This is a genomic window from Kitasatospora sp. NPDC090091 (assembly GCF_044747365.1).
Taxonomy (GTDB): Bacteria; Actinomycetota; Actinomycetes; order Streptomycetales; family Streptomycetaceae; genus Kitasatospora.
In genome coordinates, this window is record NZ_JBIVDY010000002.1 from 584,323 (window position 1) to 600,497 (window position 16,175).

Consider the following 16,175-nt stretch of genomic DNA (forward strand, 5'->3'; position numbering starts at 1 on the left):
CCGCCGATGCTGCCACGGCGCGCGGTACCGGTCGAGGGGGCCTCCGGGCCCGTCCCGGAGGCCCCCTCGACGCACGACGCCGGGGGCTCGCTGCCCGGAGCTCGCTGCCCGGAGCCGGGCGTCAGCGCTCCCCGTGCTGCCGCTTCCACGGCCAGGTGGCGTCCCGGCCCGCTTCGAGCAGCGGGATCAGCCGGAAGGCCGCGTCGCTCAGGCCGCCGAAGGTGTGCCGGTTCGCCGTGCCGGCGGGCCCGTGGCCGGTCCGGTAGCCGGCCAGGTTCCAGGTGTAGACGGGCACGTCGGTCGGGACCTCGGCCAGCGGGTCGCCGCCCCAGCAGCCGGGGCCGGTCTGCTCGTCGGTGACGATGACCACCCGGTCGTGGCCGCGGTAGTGGGCGCGGACGGCGGCGGCCGTGTCGGTGCCGCCGAGGCTGGTGAAGCGCTCCAGCACGCGCAGCACCGGCTCGCCCTTCGTCACGGTGACGACCCGGCTGGTGGTGCCGAACTCGACCAGGTCGGCGTCGGCGGCCCGGATCTTCAGCGCGGTGCCGAAGATCGCGGCCGAGTCGGCGCGGTTGAGCCGGGTCTGGGCGCTCGGGCGGTCGAACATCGAGCCCGAGCGGTCCACCAGCACGAGCGTCCGGCCCGGCAGCGCGGGCACGTTGGCGAGCGAGTGGGAGAGCGCGGCCTCCAGTGCGTGCCCCCAGCGCAGCGACGGCGCGTGCCGGTACGCGGCGAGGTAGCGGAACGGGAACTGCCGCGAGCGGTGCACCTCGCCCCGGTCGGCGATCCGCCGCGCGACCCCTGCCGCGACCTCGTCCCGGACGCCGGCCTCGTCGAAGTTGCGCAGGTTGCGCACCAGCGCCATCGGCCCCATCGAGGGGATGACCGCCTCCCAGACGGGCGCGTCCAGCGGGCCCTGCAGCCAGCCGGCCAGCGCCTCCCAGGTCAGCCCGGCGGCGGCCAGCCGCTCGGCGCCGCCCTCGGCCGTCACCGCCGCCCGCCGCTTCTCGACCGGCAGCGCGAGCAGCTCGCGGTTGGCGGTGAGCAGCGCGTCCGAGGCCGGCGGGACGGCCTCCTCGGGCCGGTGCCGGCGGTCCAGCGCGTAGCGGAACAGCTCGCCCTGCCACGGCTTGGCCGGGTCGGGCGCGGGGTGGGTCAACTCCAGGACGTCGCCGAAGCGGTAGCCCTTGGACGCGGTGTCGTACTTCAGCAGCGAGCGCCCGTTGTAGAGCCGGCGGACGGCATCGGCGACGCCACGCTTGACCGGCTTCGGCAGTGCGCGGCCGTAGCGCGAGGTCCAGTAGGCGAGCAGCTCGCCGGGCTCGTCCGCGCGCTGCAGCACCGCGTCGACGGCCTGCCGGGAGAAACCGGGCGCCCCGGCGTCCAGCCGGGCCCGGGTGAACTCGGCGGCGCCGACCAGCGCGGCCGTGCGCATGTGGGCGTCGGTCCGCAGCCAGCGGAGCAGGCCGAGGGTCCACTCCGGGTCGGTGACGGCGAGTCGGCGCACCAGCTCGGTGTAGCGGTCGTCGCGGGCGCCACCGGTCTCGTAGAAGGTGTCCTGGCCGACGAGGTTGGCGACGGCCAGCAGGAAGAGCTCGGACTTCGCGTGCCGCAGGTGGCCGGTGCCGCCGTTGTGGTTGGCCGTGCGCTGCCCGGTGGTGGTCACGGGCGAGCTCGGACTCGGCTTGGCCTTGCGGCCGTTGAAACGCGACATGCTGATATCCCCCTTGCTGGCCGAATGGAACGTGCAGGGAGGCATGGCGAACAAAGGGGTGCCCGAGATCGTGCCGGCCCGGCGGCCGACGTCGGCGGAGGTTTGTATGCCTTGCGCTCTGTCCGGTTTGAGCTACCGGCCGTACTCGCGTACGGACCGACCGGGATTCGAACCCGGAACCCCAAGATCCGAAGTAACCCCCGCCTGCGCACCGGGCACCCCGGGCGCTCTGCCTCCCGAGATCAAGATGGCGGCGGTGTTGATTTCCGGTTCACCGCGCCCCGCTGGGGGCACTCCACGAAGTAACCGCTGCCGTCGCACCGGGAGGTGCGGAATTCTATTCACGAATAAGTGTCCAGAGTTCTGAAGCGGCTGAGGTGACAAGCTGCTCTACCGACTGAGCTACACCGGCCCGAAAGCCGGTGGCGGGACTCGAACCCGCGACCCGCCCATTAACAGTGGAAGTAACCTCCGCCTGCGCACCTGGACGAGAGAGACCATAGCCAGGCCTCTCCCGCCCGTGCATCCGAATATCCAGCCGCCTTCCGTGCACCGGACGGCCCGTCCTGCGGGTCAGGCCGGGGCGACGAGCACCGCGCGGGCCCGCTCGGTCAACTCCCGGACCCGGCGCTCGCCCTGGAACGGCTCGAGCCGGCGGAGCATCTCGACCACGTACTCGCGGCTGCGCTGGGAGGAGATCCGCCCGGCCACCTCGACTGCGCGCTCGCCGGCGGCCACGGCCGCGTCCAGGTTGCCGGCCTCGGCCTCGGCCATCGCGGAGACGACCAGCCGGAGCCCGTGCGAGCGGACGAAGCCCTCGGTCGGCCGGGCCAGTGCCTCGCGGGTGAACTGCCGGACCTTGGAGGGCACTCCGAGGTCCCGGAAGCACTCGGCGGCGTCGGCGGCGAGCCGGTCGTAGGCGTAGAAGTCGATCCACGCCGGATCGGGATCCCCGGCGCGTGCCCGTTCGAGTGCGCTCTCCGCCGCGCCGAGCGCCGTCGCACACGCCGCGGCATTGCGGGCCTTGGCCTGGGCCCGTGCCTCGACCAGGTGGAAGAAGCTCATGGTGCGGGCGGTGGCCAGCCCTCGGTTGCGCTCCAGTGCGGCCTGGGCGAGGTCGACGGCCTCCTCGGCGAAGCCCCGGTAGCCCGCCTGCAGGCTCATCGAGGCGAGGACGTAGCCGCCGAGCGGCACGTCGGCGGCGGCGCGGGCCAGCCGCAGCGCCTGGATGTAGTAGCGCTGCGCGGCCTCGTGCTGGCCGGTGTCGAAGGCCATCCACCCGGCCAGCCGGGTGAGTTCGGCGGTGGCGCCGAACAGCGCCCGGCCCACCGCGTCGCTGTAGGAGGCCAGCAGCAGCGGTGCCGCCTCGACCCGCAGGCACTCCGGCACCATCGACGAACGCCAGTCCCCGCCGCCGTACTTGGAGTCCCAGCGGCGGGCCTCCTGGGCGGCCTCGCGGAGCTTGGCGGCGTCCGAGTGGCCGACCCGGTAGGAGCCGGCCTCGGCCGGCATCCGGACCTCGCGGGCCACCGAGCCGTCCGCCGGGGTGATCAGCCAGCGGGAGACCGGGGTCGCGTACGCCGCGACCGAGAACGTCCCGGCCAGGCTGTCGCTCCAGCGGCCGCCGCCGGAGCCGCGGCGCAGGTCGAGGTCGACCCGCCAGAGGTCGGTGGCGGAGCGGACCGCCTCGGAGACCTCCCGCGGGAAGGCCAGGCCGAGTTCGGGCGCCGGGTCGGTGTCGCCGAGGCCGATCTCCTCCAGGGGCACCGGCCGGCCGAGCTTGCCGCCGATGGCGGTGGCGATCAGGTGCGGGACCGGCCCCTGCGGGACCATGCCCTTGCTGACCCAGCGGGCCACCGAGGTCTTGTCGTAGCGCAGCGTCAACCCGCGCTGGGCGCCGAGGTCGTTGACCCGGCGGGCCAGGCCGGCGTTGCTGATCTGCGCGAGGGTCAGGAGCGTGCCGAGCCGTTCGTTCGGTCCACGTGGGCTGACGGTCATGGTGGCGGCGACACCTCCTGCGGCCTTGTGCGCGGGGCCCGGGCGGCACCGGGCCGTAGCTGCTGTACCTAGAGTAGTCGGACGCGTTCCGAGGGTTAAGAGGCCGCATTCCGGATGGCGGGATCGTGCACCCGGTGCCGGGCCTCCGGCGGTCCGCGGGGCGGCCCGGCGGGTTGGTCCGGACCACTCGGAACCGGCCGGGGTCGGGGCGGGCGGCCGCGCGCCGGAGCGTCGTGCTCCGGTCCCGTGTCGATGTGCGCCCGGCCGTGCCCCCTGGCCCGACCGGCCGGTCGGCGATTCGCTGGTGGTCGTGGGTCGGCCCGCCGTCGAGGACCCGGCGGGCCGGGGGATGCCGCCGTCTCAATCCCCGCGGACGGTGGCGGAGTCCGGGAGGGCATGCGGATGCCCTCCCGGGCCGGACGACGCCTTTCGGCCATCTCGCGATGGTCATGTCAAGGCGGCGATGTGGGGCGGTCCGGGCCGAGGAGGGGGAGGCCCGGCCCGCCCCGGCCGGGGAAGTGCGCGGGCCGGCCCGGCCGGGGGGTGCGCGGAGTGCGCCGGGGCCCGCGGGGGGCCGTGGCGGGACCGCCGCCGAGCCCCGCCCGGGCGTCCGGACGCCGGCCGCGGGCCGGGTACCGCCGTCAGGCGGAAACGACAACTCCGGTCCCGGGACGGCCGACCGGTGGCACGATGTCTCCTGACGGTGCGCCGGATCGCGTGGGCGGCCGCCGCGGTGCGCCATGGGCCGGCCGGGGCTGCCCCGGCGGCGGACGCGCCGCGCGGCGGCAGGTCCTCGTCCGGTGGAGGCGCGATGCGGTGGCTGACGGGCTGGAGCACGGGCGCGCCCCGGGCGGGCGCACCGGCGCAGGAGACGCCCGGCGCCGTGGCGCCGATCGCCGCGCGCGCCCTCTGGGCCGGACCGAACCCGCTCTGGGCCGTGGGCGACTGGCGCCCCGAGGAGATCCGCCTGGCCACCCTGCGCCCCGGCGCCCCCGCCGCCGTCACCACCGGACCGACCGCGCCCGACCCGGTTGAGGACACCCCCGCCACCGTCCGGCTCGCCGTCCTCGGCCACTGCGGCGCCTCCGACGCCGAACTGGCCGCCGGCCTCGCCGCCGCCCGCGGCGGCGCCGTCCGTCACCTCACCGCCTGGCCCGGCAGCTACACCGTGGTGCTGCGCACCGGCACGCGCTCCACCGTGCTGCTCACCGACCTGGCCGGCGCCCGGCCCGTCTTCCACACCCCCTGGGGCGGCGGCACCGCGTACGCCACCGCCGCCCTCCCGCTCGCCGACCTGATCGGCGCGCCGATCGACACCGGCCACCTGGCCGCCCGGCTCGCCTGCCCGGAGTCGCCCGAGGCCCTCGGCACCGGTACCCCGTACCTCGGCGTGCAGCAGGTGCCGCCCGGCCACGCGCTGGCGATCCGCGGCGGCCGCCCCTACCTCGCCGCGTACGACGACACCGGCGACGCGCAGCGGCGGCGCGGCGAGGCCCCGGCCGTCCGCGAACTGACCCGCGCGCTGCTGGAGTCGGTCCGCTCCCGGGTCCGCACCCCGGCCCCGGGCCGCACCGCCGGCGAGCGGGCCCGGCTCGGCGTCGACCTCTCGTACGGCACCGCCTCCGCCACCGTGGCGCTGCTGGCCGCCGCCGTGCCGCTCGCGCCGGGGCCCGGGCCGGCGGCAGCCGTCCGCGACCGGGCCGCGGCCGACGGGGACGCCGCGCCCGGCCCCGCCGCGGCCGGCGCGGGCGCGGCCAGGACGGGCGCGGTCAAGGGCTCCTGGGCCCGCGCCGCCGCCCCGGACCGGGCCGGACCGGAGCAGCTGGCCGCCGTCACCCTCGGCGAGACCGAGGCCCCCGCGACGCTCGCCACCGACATCCCCCGGCTGCGGCACACCGTGCTCGCCCCCGACCCGGCCACCCTCCCGTACGCGGACCTGCGCGCCGACCCGCAGGACGGCCCGCTCACCGACGAGCCCGGCCCAGAACTGGTCGCCGCCGCCCGCGCCGAGGCCCGCTTCGGCGCCGGCGGCACCGACCACCTCACCGGCTACGGCGCCCGGCAGGTCCTCGACGGGCACCCCGCCCGGCTCGCCGACCTGGTCCGGGCCGGCCGCCCGCGCGAACTGCTGCCACCGGTCGCCGCCCTGGCCGGCGCCGACCGGGCGACGGCCGGCGTCCTCGCGGGCGCGCTGCGCACCCCGCTCACCGTCGTCCGCGCCGCCCACCGGCTCTCCCGGATCCGCTACGCCGACGCGCTCGACGACGCGGCGGTGCGGCTGACCCTGCGTCACGGCCCGGACGGCGGCGGCACGGCGGGCGCCCGCTCGGCGGACGACCTGGCCTGGTGCGTCCCCGGCCCGGCCGCCCGCTGGCTCTCCGACGAGGCGCTCTCCGCGGTCGCGCTGCGACTGCGGCTGGCGGCGCGCGAACCGGCGCCCGTCGAGCCGCCCGGCGCGCGCCGGGCCCGGTACGCCCTGTACCGGCACGCGCGCGGCTTCCGCACGCTGGTGCACGCCGCCGAACAGCCCGGCCAGCGGCTGCACGCGCCGTTCCTGGACAACCAGGTGGTCCGCGCGGCGCGGCTGTTGCCCGACGACATCCGGCTCCAGCCCGGCGCCCGGCACGCCCTGCTGCGCGCGGTGCTCACCGGCGCCGGCCGCACCGACCTCCCGCCCGACTGGGGCCGCGGCCCGCGCCCAGACCGCACCGCCCCCGCCCGGGCCGGCCTGCGGCTCGCCGCCGACGGCCTCGCCGAGCTGTTCGACGCCCCGCTGCTCGCCGAGGCGGGCCTGATCGACCTGCCCGCCGTCCGGGCCGGCCTCGCCCGCTGCGCGGACCCGGCCGCCGCGCTGCCACCCGGCACCCTGGCGGGCCTCGCCGAACTGGCCGCCACCGAGCTCTGGCTGCGCCGCGTCCGCGCCCGTCGCCACGGCGCCTGCTGGACCGGCCTGCCGCCGGCCCGGCGCACCGCGCTGGCCCCGGCCCGCTTCGGCTGAGGCCGCGGGCCGCGCCGGGCCGCGCCGGGTCGCGCCGGGTCGCCCGGTGTGGCCCGGTGCGGCCGGCGCGTCCCGCGCGCTGCGGCGCCCCGGCGCGGCTCGGCGGCCCCGGGGGTCCGGACGGGCAATCATGGCGCCAACCCGTCCGCTCCGCCCGCGTGGAGGCCTTGGTGACCAGCGCCAGCCCGGATCCGTCCGTCCCCGTCGTCCTGTCGGTGCTCGGCCGGCTGCCGGTGGGGCGCCCGCCGGGCGTGCTGGCCGGCTGCGACGGCTCGGACGGCTCGCTCTGGGCGCTGGACCGGGCGATGACCGAGGCCGAGCGGTTCGGCCTGCCGCTGTACGTGCTCGCGGTGGTCAACCCGGCCCCGGCCGGCTACCCGCCGGGGATGGCGGAGCTGGTCCAGGAGAGCGTCGAGACGCTGGTCGAGAGCATGGCCGACGGCCTGCGTCGGGCGGTGGCCACGGTGCAGCGGGCCCGGAGCGGCCCGTACGAGGGGGCGCTCTCGCTGCACGTGGTGCTCGGCAACGTGATCGAGGTGCTGCTGGCCGCCTCGGCCCGGCAGCACACGCTGGTGGTCGGCACCCGGGGCAACGGTGGCTTCAACCGGCTGCTGCTGGGCTCGGTCAGCTCGGCGGCGGTCCACCACGCGGCCTGCCCGGTCCTGGTCGTCCCCGCGCCGCCCGTGGCCGAGCCCGCGGTCCCCTGAGCCGGCCCCCGAGCCGGCGGGCCCCGGCCGGCCCGGGGCCCGGACGCCTCGCGGGGTGCTGCCGGGAATGTCCCGAGATGGTTGACCGTTCACCCATTCGGAACACCGTCCGCCCCACCCCTGGAGATACCCCCGCCATGAAGGTCGAGATCTACTCGGACATCGCCTGTCCCTGGTGCTACATCGGCAAGCGCCGCTTCGAGGAGGCGCTGGACGGCTTCGCGGGCAAGGAGGGCGTCGAGGTGGTCTACCGGCCGTACCAGCTGGTGCCGGACGCGCCGGCCGCGGCGAGCCCGCACCGCGCCTGGCTGGCCGAGCGCTACGGCCCGCAGTCCGTCGCGATGGACGCCCGGGTGGCCGAGCTGGGCCGCGCCGAGGGCATCACCTACGACTTCGACGCCGCGCTGCACGCCAACACCTTCCTCGGCCACCGGCTGCTCCACCTCGCCGAGACCGAGTACGGCGCGGCCGCCCAGGGCCGGGTGAAGGAGGCGCTGCTCAAGGCGCACTTCACCGACGGCGTGGACGTGGGCGACCGCGCGGCGCTCACCGACGTCGCGGTCTCCGCCGGCCTGGACCGCGACCGGGTGACCGCCTACCTGGCGGGCGACGAGGGCACCGCCGAGGTGCAGGCGCAGCTGGCCGAGGCCCGGGAGCTGGGCATCACCGCCGTGCCGACCTTCGTCTTCGAGGGCAAGTGGGCGGTGCAGGGCGGCCAGGAGGCCGAGACCTTCCGCAAGGTGCTGGAGCAGGTCGCCGCCGAGATCGGCGAGCGCCGCCCCGTGCCGGTGCCGGTCGCCCCGGCCGGCGAGGCCTGCGCGGACGGCTCCTGCGCGATCTGAGGCCGCACCCGCCCGGGGCCGCTCCGCGGCCCGCCGGGCGGACGCCGCACCCCCGACGCCCCCCGACGCCCCCCGACGCCCCCCGAGGCCCGCTTCAGACGCACCTGAAGCGGGCCTCGGCCCAGTCCGCGACGTTCAGGACCGGCCAGGCACCGCGCGCCGGGGCGACCGCCAGCCGCACCGACTTCTGCCCGTTCAGCGGGACGTGCACCGGCACCGCGTCGTCCCCCGTGGCCAGGACGGGCGACTTCCAGAGCGTGCGGCCGTCGGCGGCCTGCACGGAGAAGACGACGCCGCCGGGCCAGGCGGTGATGTCGTCCACCCCCGCGACCGCGTCGAACGACGTGCAGGTGCGGTTGAGATCGACCACGGTGGCCGCCGGTGCGTGCACGGTGATGCCGTGGGCGTACCGGGTGCCGCCGATCCGGACGCTGTCGCGCTGCCAGAACCAGTCGCTGTCCTTCTCCCGGATGCTCGGGCCCGGCGGCGGCACCCGGTTCCTGCCGGGCTTGACCACCGGCAGGTCGTCGGCCCAGAAGTCGGTCGGCGCGGGCGGCGCGGTCGGCGTCGGCACCGGGGGCGGGGTCGGCGTCGGTACGACGGGCGGCTCCGGGGTGGGCACCGCGGGCACGGTCGGCGTCGGTACCACCGGGACCGGCACCGGGGGCGGCGTCGGCTTCGGCGGCGGGGTGGGAGCCGGTGTCGGGGACGGCGGCGCCGGCCGCGGGCTGCTCGGCGCGGGCCTCGGCGGCTCGGCCCTGGGGCTCGCCGGTGCCGGTGCTGCCGGTGCCGGCGGCTTCGGCGCGGGGGAGGGGCTCGGCGGGGGCTCCTCCGCGGGCTCGGGCTCGGGGCTGCTCGGCGCGGGGCTCGGCGGCACCGGAGCCGGGACGGCCGTCGGCGGCGGAGCCGGGACGGCCGGGGAGGAGGCCGGGGGAGCGGCCACCACGGGCTTCGGGTCGGGCGAGCCGGTCAGCGCGTAGGCGGCGACGGCCGCCGCGGCGACCGCGACGGCGGCGGCGATCCCGGCCTTGGCCGCCACGCCGAGGCCCTCGCCGGCCAGCACCCCGGCGCCGGCCCCGCCACTGCCCGCGGAGCCCGCCGCGCCGCCGGCCGCGGAGCCCGCCGCCGCGCCGGCGGTCGTCCCCGCCGTCCCGGCGGCCGCGCCGCCCGAGGTGGCCGCCGCCGCGCCGACCGCCGCACCGCCGGCTGCCGCGGCCCCGCCGACGGCGGCCGCGGCGGCGCCGAAGCCGCCCACGCCGACCCAGACCAGCACGCCGCCGGGCAGCAGCGCCCGCAGCCCGTGGTTGATCTCGGACAGCTCCAGGCAGGCGGCCGTGCAGCGGTCGCACTCCTTCAGGTGGCGCCCGACCTCCGCCGACGCCCGCTTGCGCAGCGAGCCGCGCGCGTACGCGCCGAGCCGGTTGGCGTACCCCTCGCAGTTCCGGTCCTGGCTGCCCGAGACGTGCGCCTGGAGGAAGCCGACGGCCAGCCGGTCGCGTGCCCGGTGCGCCTGCACCGCGGTGGCGTTGGCGGTCTTGCCGAGCATCACCGCGACGGTCTTGGGGGACTCCCGCTCGACCTCGGTGTGCCAGAGCACCACCCGGTCGTCCTCCGGGAGTTCGGCGTAGGCCTGCATCACCATGCGCTGGTCGGCCATCGCCATGGCCCAGGCGTCCGCGCCCGGGTCGGCCAGGTCGAGGTCGACGGTGGCGGCCGAGGTCTGCGCGAACGAGCTGAAGTCGTCGATGAGTTGTTCGCGCCGCTCGCTGCGGGTCCAGGCCGCGGCGACGTTGCGCACGGCGGTCAGCAGGTAGGCGCGGACGGCGAACTCCGGCCCCTTGCCGGCCTTCAGCGCCTGCAGGGTGCGGGCGAAGACCTCGCCCGCGAGATCCTCGGCGGTGAAGCTGTCCCGGCAGCAGGTCCGTGCGTAGCGGCGCACCGAGTCGGCGTGCCGGCGGTAGATCTCCTCGTACGCGGTGTCGTCGCCGGCCCGGACCAGTGCCGTCAACTCGGCGTCGGACGGCGGGCGCTCGCCGTCCGCCGGGTCGGCGGGGGCAGGCACGGTGGGCCGGGCAGGCCGGCGGGCGCCGATGAAGGCCTCAGGGGTGACGCCGCCCCGGCCGGCCGGTGCCTGGCCGGGGACGCGGCCGTGCGGGAGCGCGGCGGCGGAGGCCGAGAGGGTCTCGCGGCTGGGCATCCCGGCCTGGTCCGGCACCTGCCCGGTGGGCCCCGAAGGCGTGGACGGGCCGGACAGTCCGCCGGGCATGTGCCCCGGCGCGTGGCCGGGCGCGTGGCCGGATGAACCCGCGCTCGGGCCCTGCGGCCCGCCGTCCGGTCCGCCCTGTCCGGAGCGGCCGAAGCCGAGGCCGTAGCCGTAGTCGTTCTGTTCCTCGGCGCTCACAACGGACCCCAGATTCCACGACAGCCCCCGTAGTGTGGCAGGGCGCGCGGGAGTGCGTAGGCGCACGATTCCCGGCGGTGCGGCGCCGACTGCGCGCGAACGGCGCGCAACGGGACATTGGCTCCAACCACGGGCAAAGGATGGCATAGCGCAGAGTGAGGCGGTAGCCGGACCGCCGTCACCCACTCTTCCGAGGGGCCGTCGCGGATGTGTTCGGCCAGGCCGGCGCCCCGGCGGCGCGCAGCCCCGCGTCGGGCGCAGGGCCGGACGGCACCCGCCGGCAAGGCGCCCAACTCGCCCACCCGCAGCGGCCGGAGGGAGCGCAGTGCGCCGGACCTCAGCGCGTCCGCAGCCCGTCCAGGAGGATCCGCAGCAGCCGGTCGGCCGGTGCCTCGGCGGGGTGACCGTCCGTCTGCCGCGCGCCCACCGCCCCGAGTCGGCCGGCGGCCGCACCCGCTGCACCCGCCCCAGCCGGTTCGGGTGCGGTCCGTCCGGCGTGCACCGGCACCGAGGCCGTCAGCACCAGGACCACGTCCGACACCGTCACCCCGGGCCGCAGCTCGCCGGCCGCACCCGCGCGGGCCACCAGCGCCGCCAACAGCTGCAGCAGCAGCCGCGGGTCCGCGTCCGCCGCCACCGGATCGCCGTCCTGCGGCCCGCCGCCGCGTGGCTCGATCCGACCGGCGGGGAGGGCGCCGGGGAGACCGCCCGGGACGGAGCCCGGGATGCCGCCCGCACCGGCCGGATCGCCCGACCGCTGCTCGGGCACCCGGCCCAGCTCCTCCGCGTACCGGAAGGCCTCCGGCGGCAGCAGCCGCCCGGCACCGGTCGACACCGCCCGCGCCAGGTACCCGGCCAGCGCCTCCCAGGCACCGTCGCCGCCGTACAGCGACTCGCGCGCCTGCGCCGTCAGCCAGGCCACCTCCTCGGCGGCGATCCGCTGGACCAGCACCTCCTTGCTCGGGAAACGCCGGTACACCGTGCCGACCCCGACCCCGGCCCGGCGCGCGACCTCCTCCATCGGCGCGCCGTAGCCGAACTCGCCGAACACCTCGCGCGCCGCCCGCAGCACGCTCTCCAGGTTCCGCCGGGCGTCCACCCGCAACCGGGAACCCGGCACCGCCGCACCACCTGCCTGCGACGGCTCGGCCCGGTACGGGACCCCGGCGTACGCGACCCCGGCCTGCGCCGATGGTTCCGCCGGGCTGCGCTGCTCCGGCACCACGCCCTGGACGGCGCGCGGAGCGTCCGCCCGTCCCAACAGTCGTTCCTGCTCCATCATCCCAACTCTCCCCCGCAGGCGCCCGTTCCCGGGCCCTGCCGTCGCCCGCCCCTGCACCCCCCGGTGCAGCTCCGCCTGTCAGAAATGACCGATGACCCATCACTCGCGCCGGTTGCGCCGTGCCCGCCGGCTCGCCCTGCCCGGGAGACGCCCGGCCGTCCGTGCCCGGCCGACCGCGTCCGACCGGACCCGGCTGACCGCATACGCACGAGGACCGTCCTGCCGGGCCTCGTCCGGGACTACCCTTCCCCGGAACACCGTCCCGCAGTCGGGCTCTCCCGCCAACGCTGGAACTGGCCGTAATGGCAGCTCCACGGTGCGTCGCCGCCGATTGACATGGCGGTGGCCGCGCCGAAACACAATCCGACCATAGTTCACCTCGGTTCGAGGCCGAAAGTGCGTCAGAAACCGTCCCCGGAAGCACATTCGGTCCCATCCGTCCACTCCGGCCCCATCCGCCCCGGCACGGACTGTGGACAAGAGGGCCCCCGGAGGTCCTTCATTGAGGGCTAGACGACGGCGGTGCGCCGGCGGCCGATGGCCGGCGGACGGCCAACATCGGCAGGAGGTGCGTCATCAGGATCCTGATCGTCGGGGGCGGCTGCGCAGGGATGTCCGCCGCGCTGCACCTCCAGCGCGGGCTGCGGGAGCGGATCCGCAGCGGAGACGCGGAGATCACCGTGGTCGAGCCGCAGTCCCACCTGACGTACCACCCGCTGCTCGCCGAGGTCGCCGCCGGCTCGATCGACCCCCGCCACGTGGTCGTCCCGCTGCGCCGGGCCCTCCCGCACTGCCGGGTCCTCACCGCCAGGATCACCCGGATCGAGCACGCCACCCGCCGGGCCTGGGCCGACGCCGCCGGCCGCGGCGAACCACCGGCGCCCGTCGAGCTCGACTACGACGTGCTGGTGGTCGCCCCCGGCTCGGTCTCCCGGACGGACCCCGTCCCCGGACTCGCCGAGCAGGGCCTCGGCTTCTCCACCGTCGCCGAGGCGGTCGGCCTGCGCAACCACGTCCTGGAACAGCTCGACCTCGCCTCCGCCACCCGCGACCCTGCCCTCCGCCAGGCCGCGCTGACCTTCGTCTTCGTCGGCGCCGGCTACGCGGGCGTCGGCGCGCTCGCCGAGCTGGAGGACATGGCCCGCCACGCGGTCCGCGGCTACCACAACGTCGGCCAGGACGACCTGCGCTGGGTGCTGGTCGAGGCCACCGACCGGATCCTCGCCGAGGAGTCCCCCGAGCTGGCCGCGCACACTCTGGCCCAGCTGCGCGAACGCAGCGTCGACGTCCGGCTGCGCACCACCCTGGAGTCGGCCGCCGACCGGGTGGTGGCGCTCTCCGACGGCAGCCGGTTCGCCGCCCGCACCCTGGTCTGGACGGCCGGGGTGCGCCCGTCCCCGCTGCTGCGCGACACCGACCTGCCGCTGGACACCCTCGGCCGGATCCGCTGCCTGCCCACCCTCCAGGTCGTCGGCCCGGACGGCCGGGCGCTGCCCGGGGTCTGGGCCGCGGGGGACGGCGCCGCCGTGCCCGACCCGCACGCGGGCGGCGCACCCTGCGCGCCCAACGCGCAGCACGCCTTCGACCAGGCCGAGCTGCTCGCCGCCAACCTGCTGGTCTCCCTGGACGGCGGCCCCCGGGCGGCCGGCATCGCCGAGTACCGGCCCGACCGCGCCGCCTGTTCCACTTCGCTCGGTCTGCGCCGCGCGGTCGCCCACACCCGGCGCGGCGGGCGGCTCACCGGCCGCCGCGCCTGGTGGCTGCACCGGGCCCGGCACCTGAACCGGCTGCCGAGCGGCGACCGGAAGGTACGGGTGCTGATGGACTGGCTGCTCGGCGGGGTGTTCGCCCGCGAGGTGGTCTCACTCGGAACGCTGGAGCACCCGCGGGCGGAGTTCGAAGCGGGGTTCGGGACCGGGCCGAGGAGCGGCCGTGGCGCCGGGCCGGAGACGGGCCCGGGGCGCGGGGCTGCGGACGACCGTCCGACCTGACGGCGCCCCCGGGCGCCCCACCGTGACCCATCCGACGGCCGCGCCGTGCGCGCGCGACTTCCGGAATCGGGCCTCCGCCTGACAGGATCGGCCCAACCGAGTCATTACCCCGTGTGTCAGTGCGCGCACAAAAAGTGATGATATGCCTGGAAACCGAGGAAGCGGCCGTCGTTTGAACCTCATGCGCTGGAGCGCCCGGCTCACCGGAGCCCCTTGGCGTGCCCTCCCGTCCGGCGGGAGCGGCACCGACCAGGGCACGCCCTCCGGCGATGTCGTGGTCCCCGGCCCCCGCGACCCCGCCACCCCGGCCGGCCCGAACGAGCTGCTCGACCCGCAGCGTCCGCAGGAGCTGCGCGAGGTGCTCAGCCGCATCCCCGCCCCGGTCGCCGTCACCTACGGCCCGCTCCACCAGCTCGGCTACGCCAACCGCGCCTACCGCGAGCTCTTCGGCGACCGCCAGGCCGGCCTGCCCGCCTGCGACGCCCTGCCCGAGCTCGGCACCATGGGCGTGCTGCCGCTGATGGACCAGGTCATCCGCGGCGGCCGCCCGCGAAGCGTCAAGGCCCGATGCATCCTCGGCCTCACCGGCAACCGCTACTACAACGTCTCCTGCGTCCCGCTCAGCCGCCACGACCAGCGCGCCGAGCCGGACGACACCGGCGACCACAAGGACACGCCCCCGGCCGGCGTCCTCATCTTCGCCGCCGAGGTCACCGACCAGGTCCTCGCCGCCACCCGCCTGCGCGAGGCCGAACGCCGCCAGCGCGAGGCCGCCGTCACCCTCCAGCGCAGCCTGCTCCCGCAGAAGCTCGACCAGCCCGCCGACCTCCGGGTCGCCGCCACCTACCAGCCCGGCGGCGCCGAGGCGGCCGTCGGCGGCGACTGGTACGACGTCATCGCCATCGACGGCGGCCGAACCGCTCTGGTCATCGGCGACGTCATGGGCCGCGGACTGCGCGCCGCCGCGGTCATGGGACAGCTCCGCACCGCCGTCCGCGCCTACGCCCGCCTCGACCTGCCGCCGCACGAGGTGATGCGCCTGCTCGACGGCCTCGCCATGGAGATCGACGCCAACCAGATCGCCACCTGCAGCTACGCCGTCTGGGACCCGAAGCGCCGCGCCCTCACCTACGCCTCGGCCGGCCACCTCCCGATGCTGCTGCGCTGCCCGGACGGCACCGTCCTGCGCAGCGAGGAGCAGAACGGGCCGCCGCTGGGCACCGGCGGCGGCGTCCACGTCTCGCACACCCTGCGCCTGCTCCCCGGAACGACAGGTGTCCTCTATACGGACGGCCTGGTGGAGCGCCGGGACGAGGACATCGACCAGGGCCTCGACCTGCTCGCCCGCACCCTCGCCGGAGCGGTCGGCGCCCCCGAGGTGGTCTGCGCCCGGCTGCTGCGGGCCATGGGCGTCACGGCGGAGCACGACGACGACGTCGCCGTGCTCGCGTTCCAGCTGCCGGCGGAGGAAGCGGACCCGGGCCTTGCGGCTCCGGCCACGCAGGCTCCTTCGGCTGGCCCGGTGAGCCCGGCGAGCCCGGATCCGGAGCCGGCCGCCGAACCTGGGCCGGGGGTTGACTCGCCCTCCCGAGAGGTCTAATGTTCTTCGAGTTGCCTGGCAGGGAGCACCGGACACGCATCGGCGCGGACGGTCCCGGGGCGGCCAATCCCTTGAAACACCACTCCTTCCCTTTCGGGCTGGACCGCGCTTTGTCGCGTTCCTGTTCGGTTCGGGGTCTATTCGGTGTGTGCGTTTATCGGGATTGCGGCCGGATTCGCCTTTCGGGGCGGGGATCGGCTAGAGTTTGAAACGTCGGACAGGGCGTCAAGCCCCGGAAGACACCGGCGAGTTGGATGAAGGAAGCCCCGGAAGCGGAGCGGAAAACATCTGATAAGCTGGAAACACGAAAGAACGAAGCGCCCGGAGGGCCGGTGTGAAAGCCGCCTGAAGGAAGTGTCCGTTCCTTGAGAACTCAACAGCGTGCCAAAAGTCAACGCCAGATATGTTGACATCCCCGGCCTCGGTCTTCGGACCGTGGTTGGAGATTCCTTTTGAAATAACACAGCGAGGACGCAGTGCGCGGGGCCGCCCTATTCCGGTGGTTGCCGTGCCGCTCAACGCGAGTGTGAACCGGATTACCGGTAATCATTCACGGAGAGTTTGATCCTGGCTCAGGACGAACGCTGGCGGCGTGCTTAACACATGCAAGTCGAACGGTGAAGCCCTTCGGGGTGGATCAGT

The 16,175-nt window shown here is 76.4% G+C and carries 9 protein-coding genes, 1 tRNA gene and 1 rRNA gene; 6 read left to right on the forward strand and 5 right to left on the reverse strand.

Annotated elements, in window-relative coordinates:
• Positions 1-121: 121 nt before the first annotated feature.
• The 3 genes from ACIPSC_RS05655 to ACIPSC_RS05665 all read right to left on the reverse strand — a co-directional run bounded on the left by ACIPSC_RS05655 (position 122) and on the right by ACIPSC_RS05665 (position 3,712).
• A complete protein-coding gene (locus ACIPSC_RS05655) occupies positions 122-1,714 on the reverse strand; it encodes a TROVE domain-containing protein (protein WP_400823304.1) in 1,593 nt (530 codons plus the stop codon).
• A 417-nt stretch (positions 1,715-2,131) separates the two neighbouring features.
• Positions 2,132-2,193, reverse strand: a tRNA-Ser gene (locus ACIPSC_RS05660).
• A gap of 94 nt (positions 2,194-2,287) precedes the next feature.
• Positions 2,288-3,712, reverse strand: a complete 1,425-nt coding sequence (locus tag ACIPSC_RS05665; RefSeq protein WP_400823306.1) for an MFS transporter — start codon at positions 3,710-3,712, stop codon at positions 2,288-2,290.
• Positions 3,713-4,523: 811 nt separating this feature from the next.
• On the opposite strand from ACIPSC_RS05665, the gene ACIPSC_RS05670 reads away from it, so the two are divergent.
• From ACIPSC_RS05670 to ACIPSC_RS05680, 3 genes are all read left to right on the forward strand, one after another.
• The gene (locus tag ACIPSC_RS05670) at positions 4,524-6,710 is read left to right on the forward strand and encodes an asparagine synthase-related protein (RefSeq protein ID WP_400823308.1); all 2,187 of its coding nucleotides are present in this window, start codon (positions 4,524-4,526) and stop codon (positions 6,708-6,710) included.
• Between the two features lie 170 nt (positions 6,711-6,880).
• Positions 6,881-7,417, forward strand: coding sequence for a universal stress protein (locus ACIPSC_RS05675; RefSeq protein ID WP_400823310.1), 537 nt, complete (start codon positions 6,881-6,883; stop codon positions 7,415-7,417).
• A 77-nt stretch (positions 7,418-7,494) separates the two neighbouring features.
• Positions 7,495-8,259 (forward strand): DsbA family protein, encoded by a 765-nt coding sequence (locus ACIPSC_RS05680; RefSeq protein ID WP_400823312.1) that lies wholly within the window; start codon positions 7,495-7,497, stop codon positions 8,257-8,259.
• Between the two features lie 94 nt (positions 8,260-8,353).
• Here the strand turns inward: ACIPSC_RS05680 and ACIPSC_RS05685 are convergent, their stop codons facing one another.
• Complete coding sequence (locus ACIPSC_RS05685; RefSeq protein ID WP_400823314.1) at positions 8,354-10,660, reverse strand: sigma-70 family RNA polymerase sigma factor; 2,307 nt, start codon at positions 10,658-10,660, stop codon at positions 8,354-8,356.
• A 337-nt stretch (positions 10,661-10,997) separates the two neighbouring features.
• Complete coding sequence (locus ACIPSC_RS05690) at positions 10,998-11,942, reverse strand: TetR/AcrR family transcriptional regulator (RefSeq protein ID WP_400823316.1); 945 nt, start codon at positions 11,940-11,942, stop codon at positions 10,998-11,000.
• 611 nt (positions 11,943-12,553) lie between these two features.
• Here ACIPSC_RS05690 and ACIPSC_RS05695 point away from each other — a divergent pair.
• The 3 genes from ACIPSC_RS05695 to ACIPSC_RS05705 form a co-directional block, all read left to right on the forward strand.
• Positions 12,554-13,933, forward strand: a complete 1,380-nt coding sequence (locus ACIPSC_RS05695; protein WP_400823318.1) for an NAD(P)/FAD-dependent oxidoreductase — start codon at positions 12,554-12,556, stop codon at positions 13,931-13,933.
• Between the two features lie 172 nt (positions 13,934-14,105).
• Positions 14,106-15,533 (forward strand): PP2C family protein-serine/threonine phosphatase, encoded by a 1,428-nt coding sequence (locus ACIPSC_RS05700; RefSeq protein ID WP_400823320.1) that lies wholly within the window; start codon positions 14,106-14,108, stop codon positions 15,531-15,533.
• A 549-nt stretch (positions 15,534-16,082) separates the two neighbouring features.
• Positions 16,083-16,175: ribosomal RNA gene (locus tag ACIPSC_RS05705) — 16S ribosomal RNA — on the forward strand; the annotation flags it as partial.

Coding starts and splice junctions, on each gene's coding strand:
- ACIPSC_RS05695 (WP_400823318.1), top strand. CDS start 12,554: ATGTCCGCCGCGCTGCACCTCCAGCGCGGGCTGCGGGAGCGGATCCGC.
- ACIPSC_RS05690 (WP_400823316.1), bottom strand. CDS start 11,942: ATGATGGAGCAGGAACGACTGTTGGGACGGGCGGACGCTCCGCGCGCC.
- ACIPSC_RS05655 (WP_400823304.1), bottom strand. CDS start 1,714: ATGTCGCGTTTCAACGGCCGCAAGGCCAAGCCGAGTCCGAGCTCGCCC.
- ACIPSC_RS05665 (WP_400823306.1), bottom strand. CDS start 3,712: ATGACCGTCAGCCCACGTGGACCGAACGAACGGCTCGGCACGCTCCTG.
- ACIPSC_RS05680 (WP_400823312.1), top strand. CDS start 7,495: ATGGTTGACCGTTCACCCATTCGGAACACCGTCCGCCCCACCCCTGGA.
- ACIPSC_RS05670 (WP_400823308.1), top strand. CDS start 4,524: ATGCGGTGGCTGACGGGCTGGAGCACGGGCGCGCCCCGGGCGGGCGCA.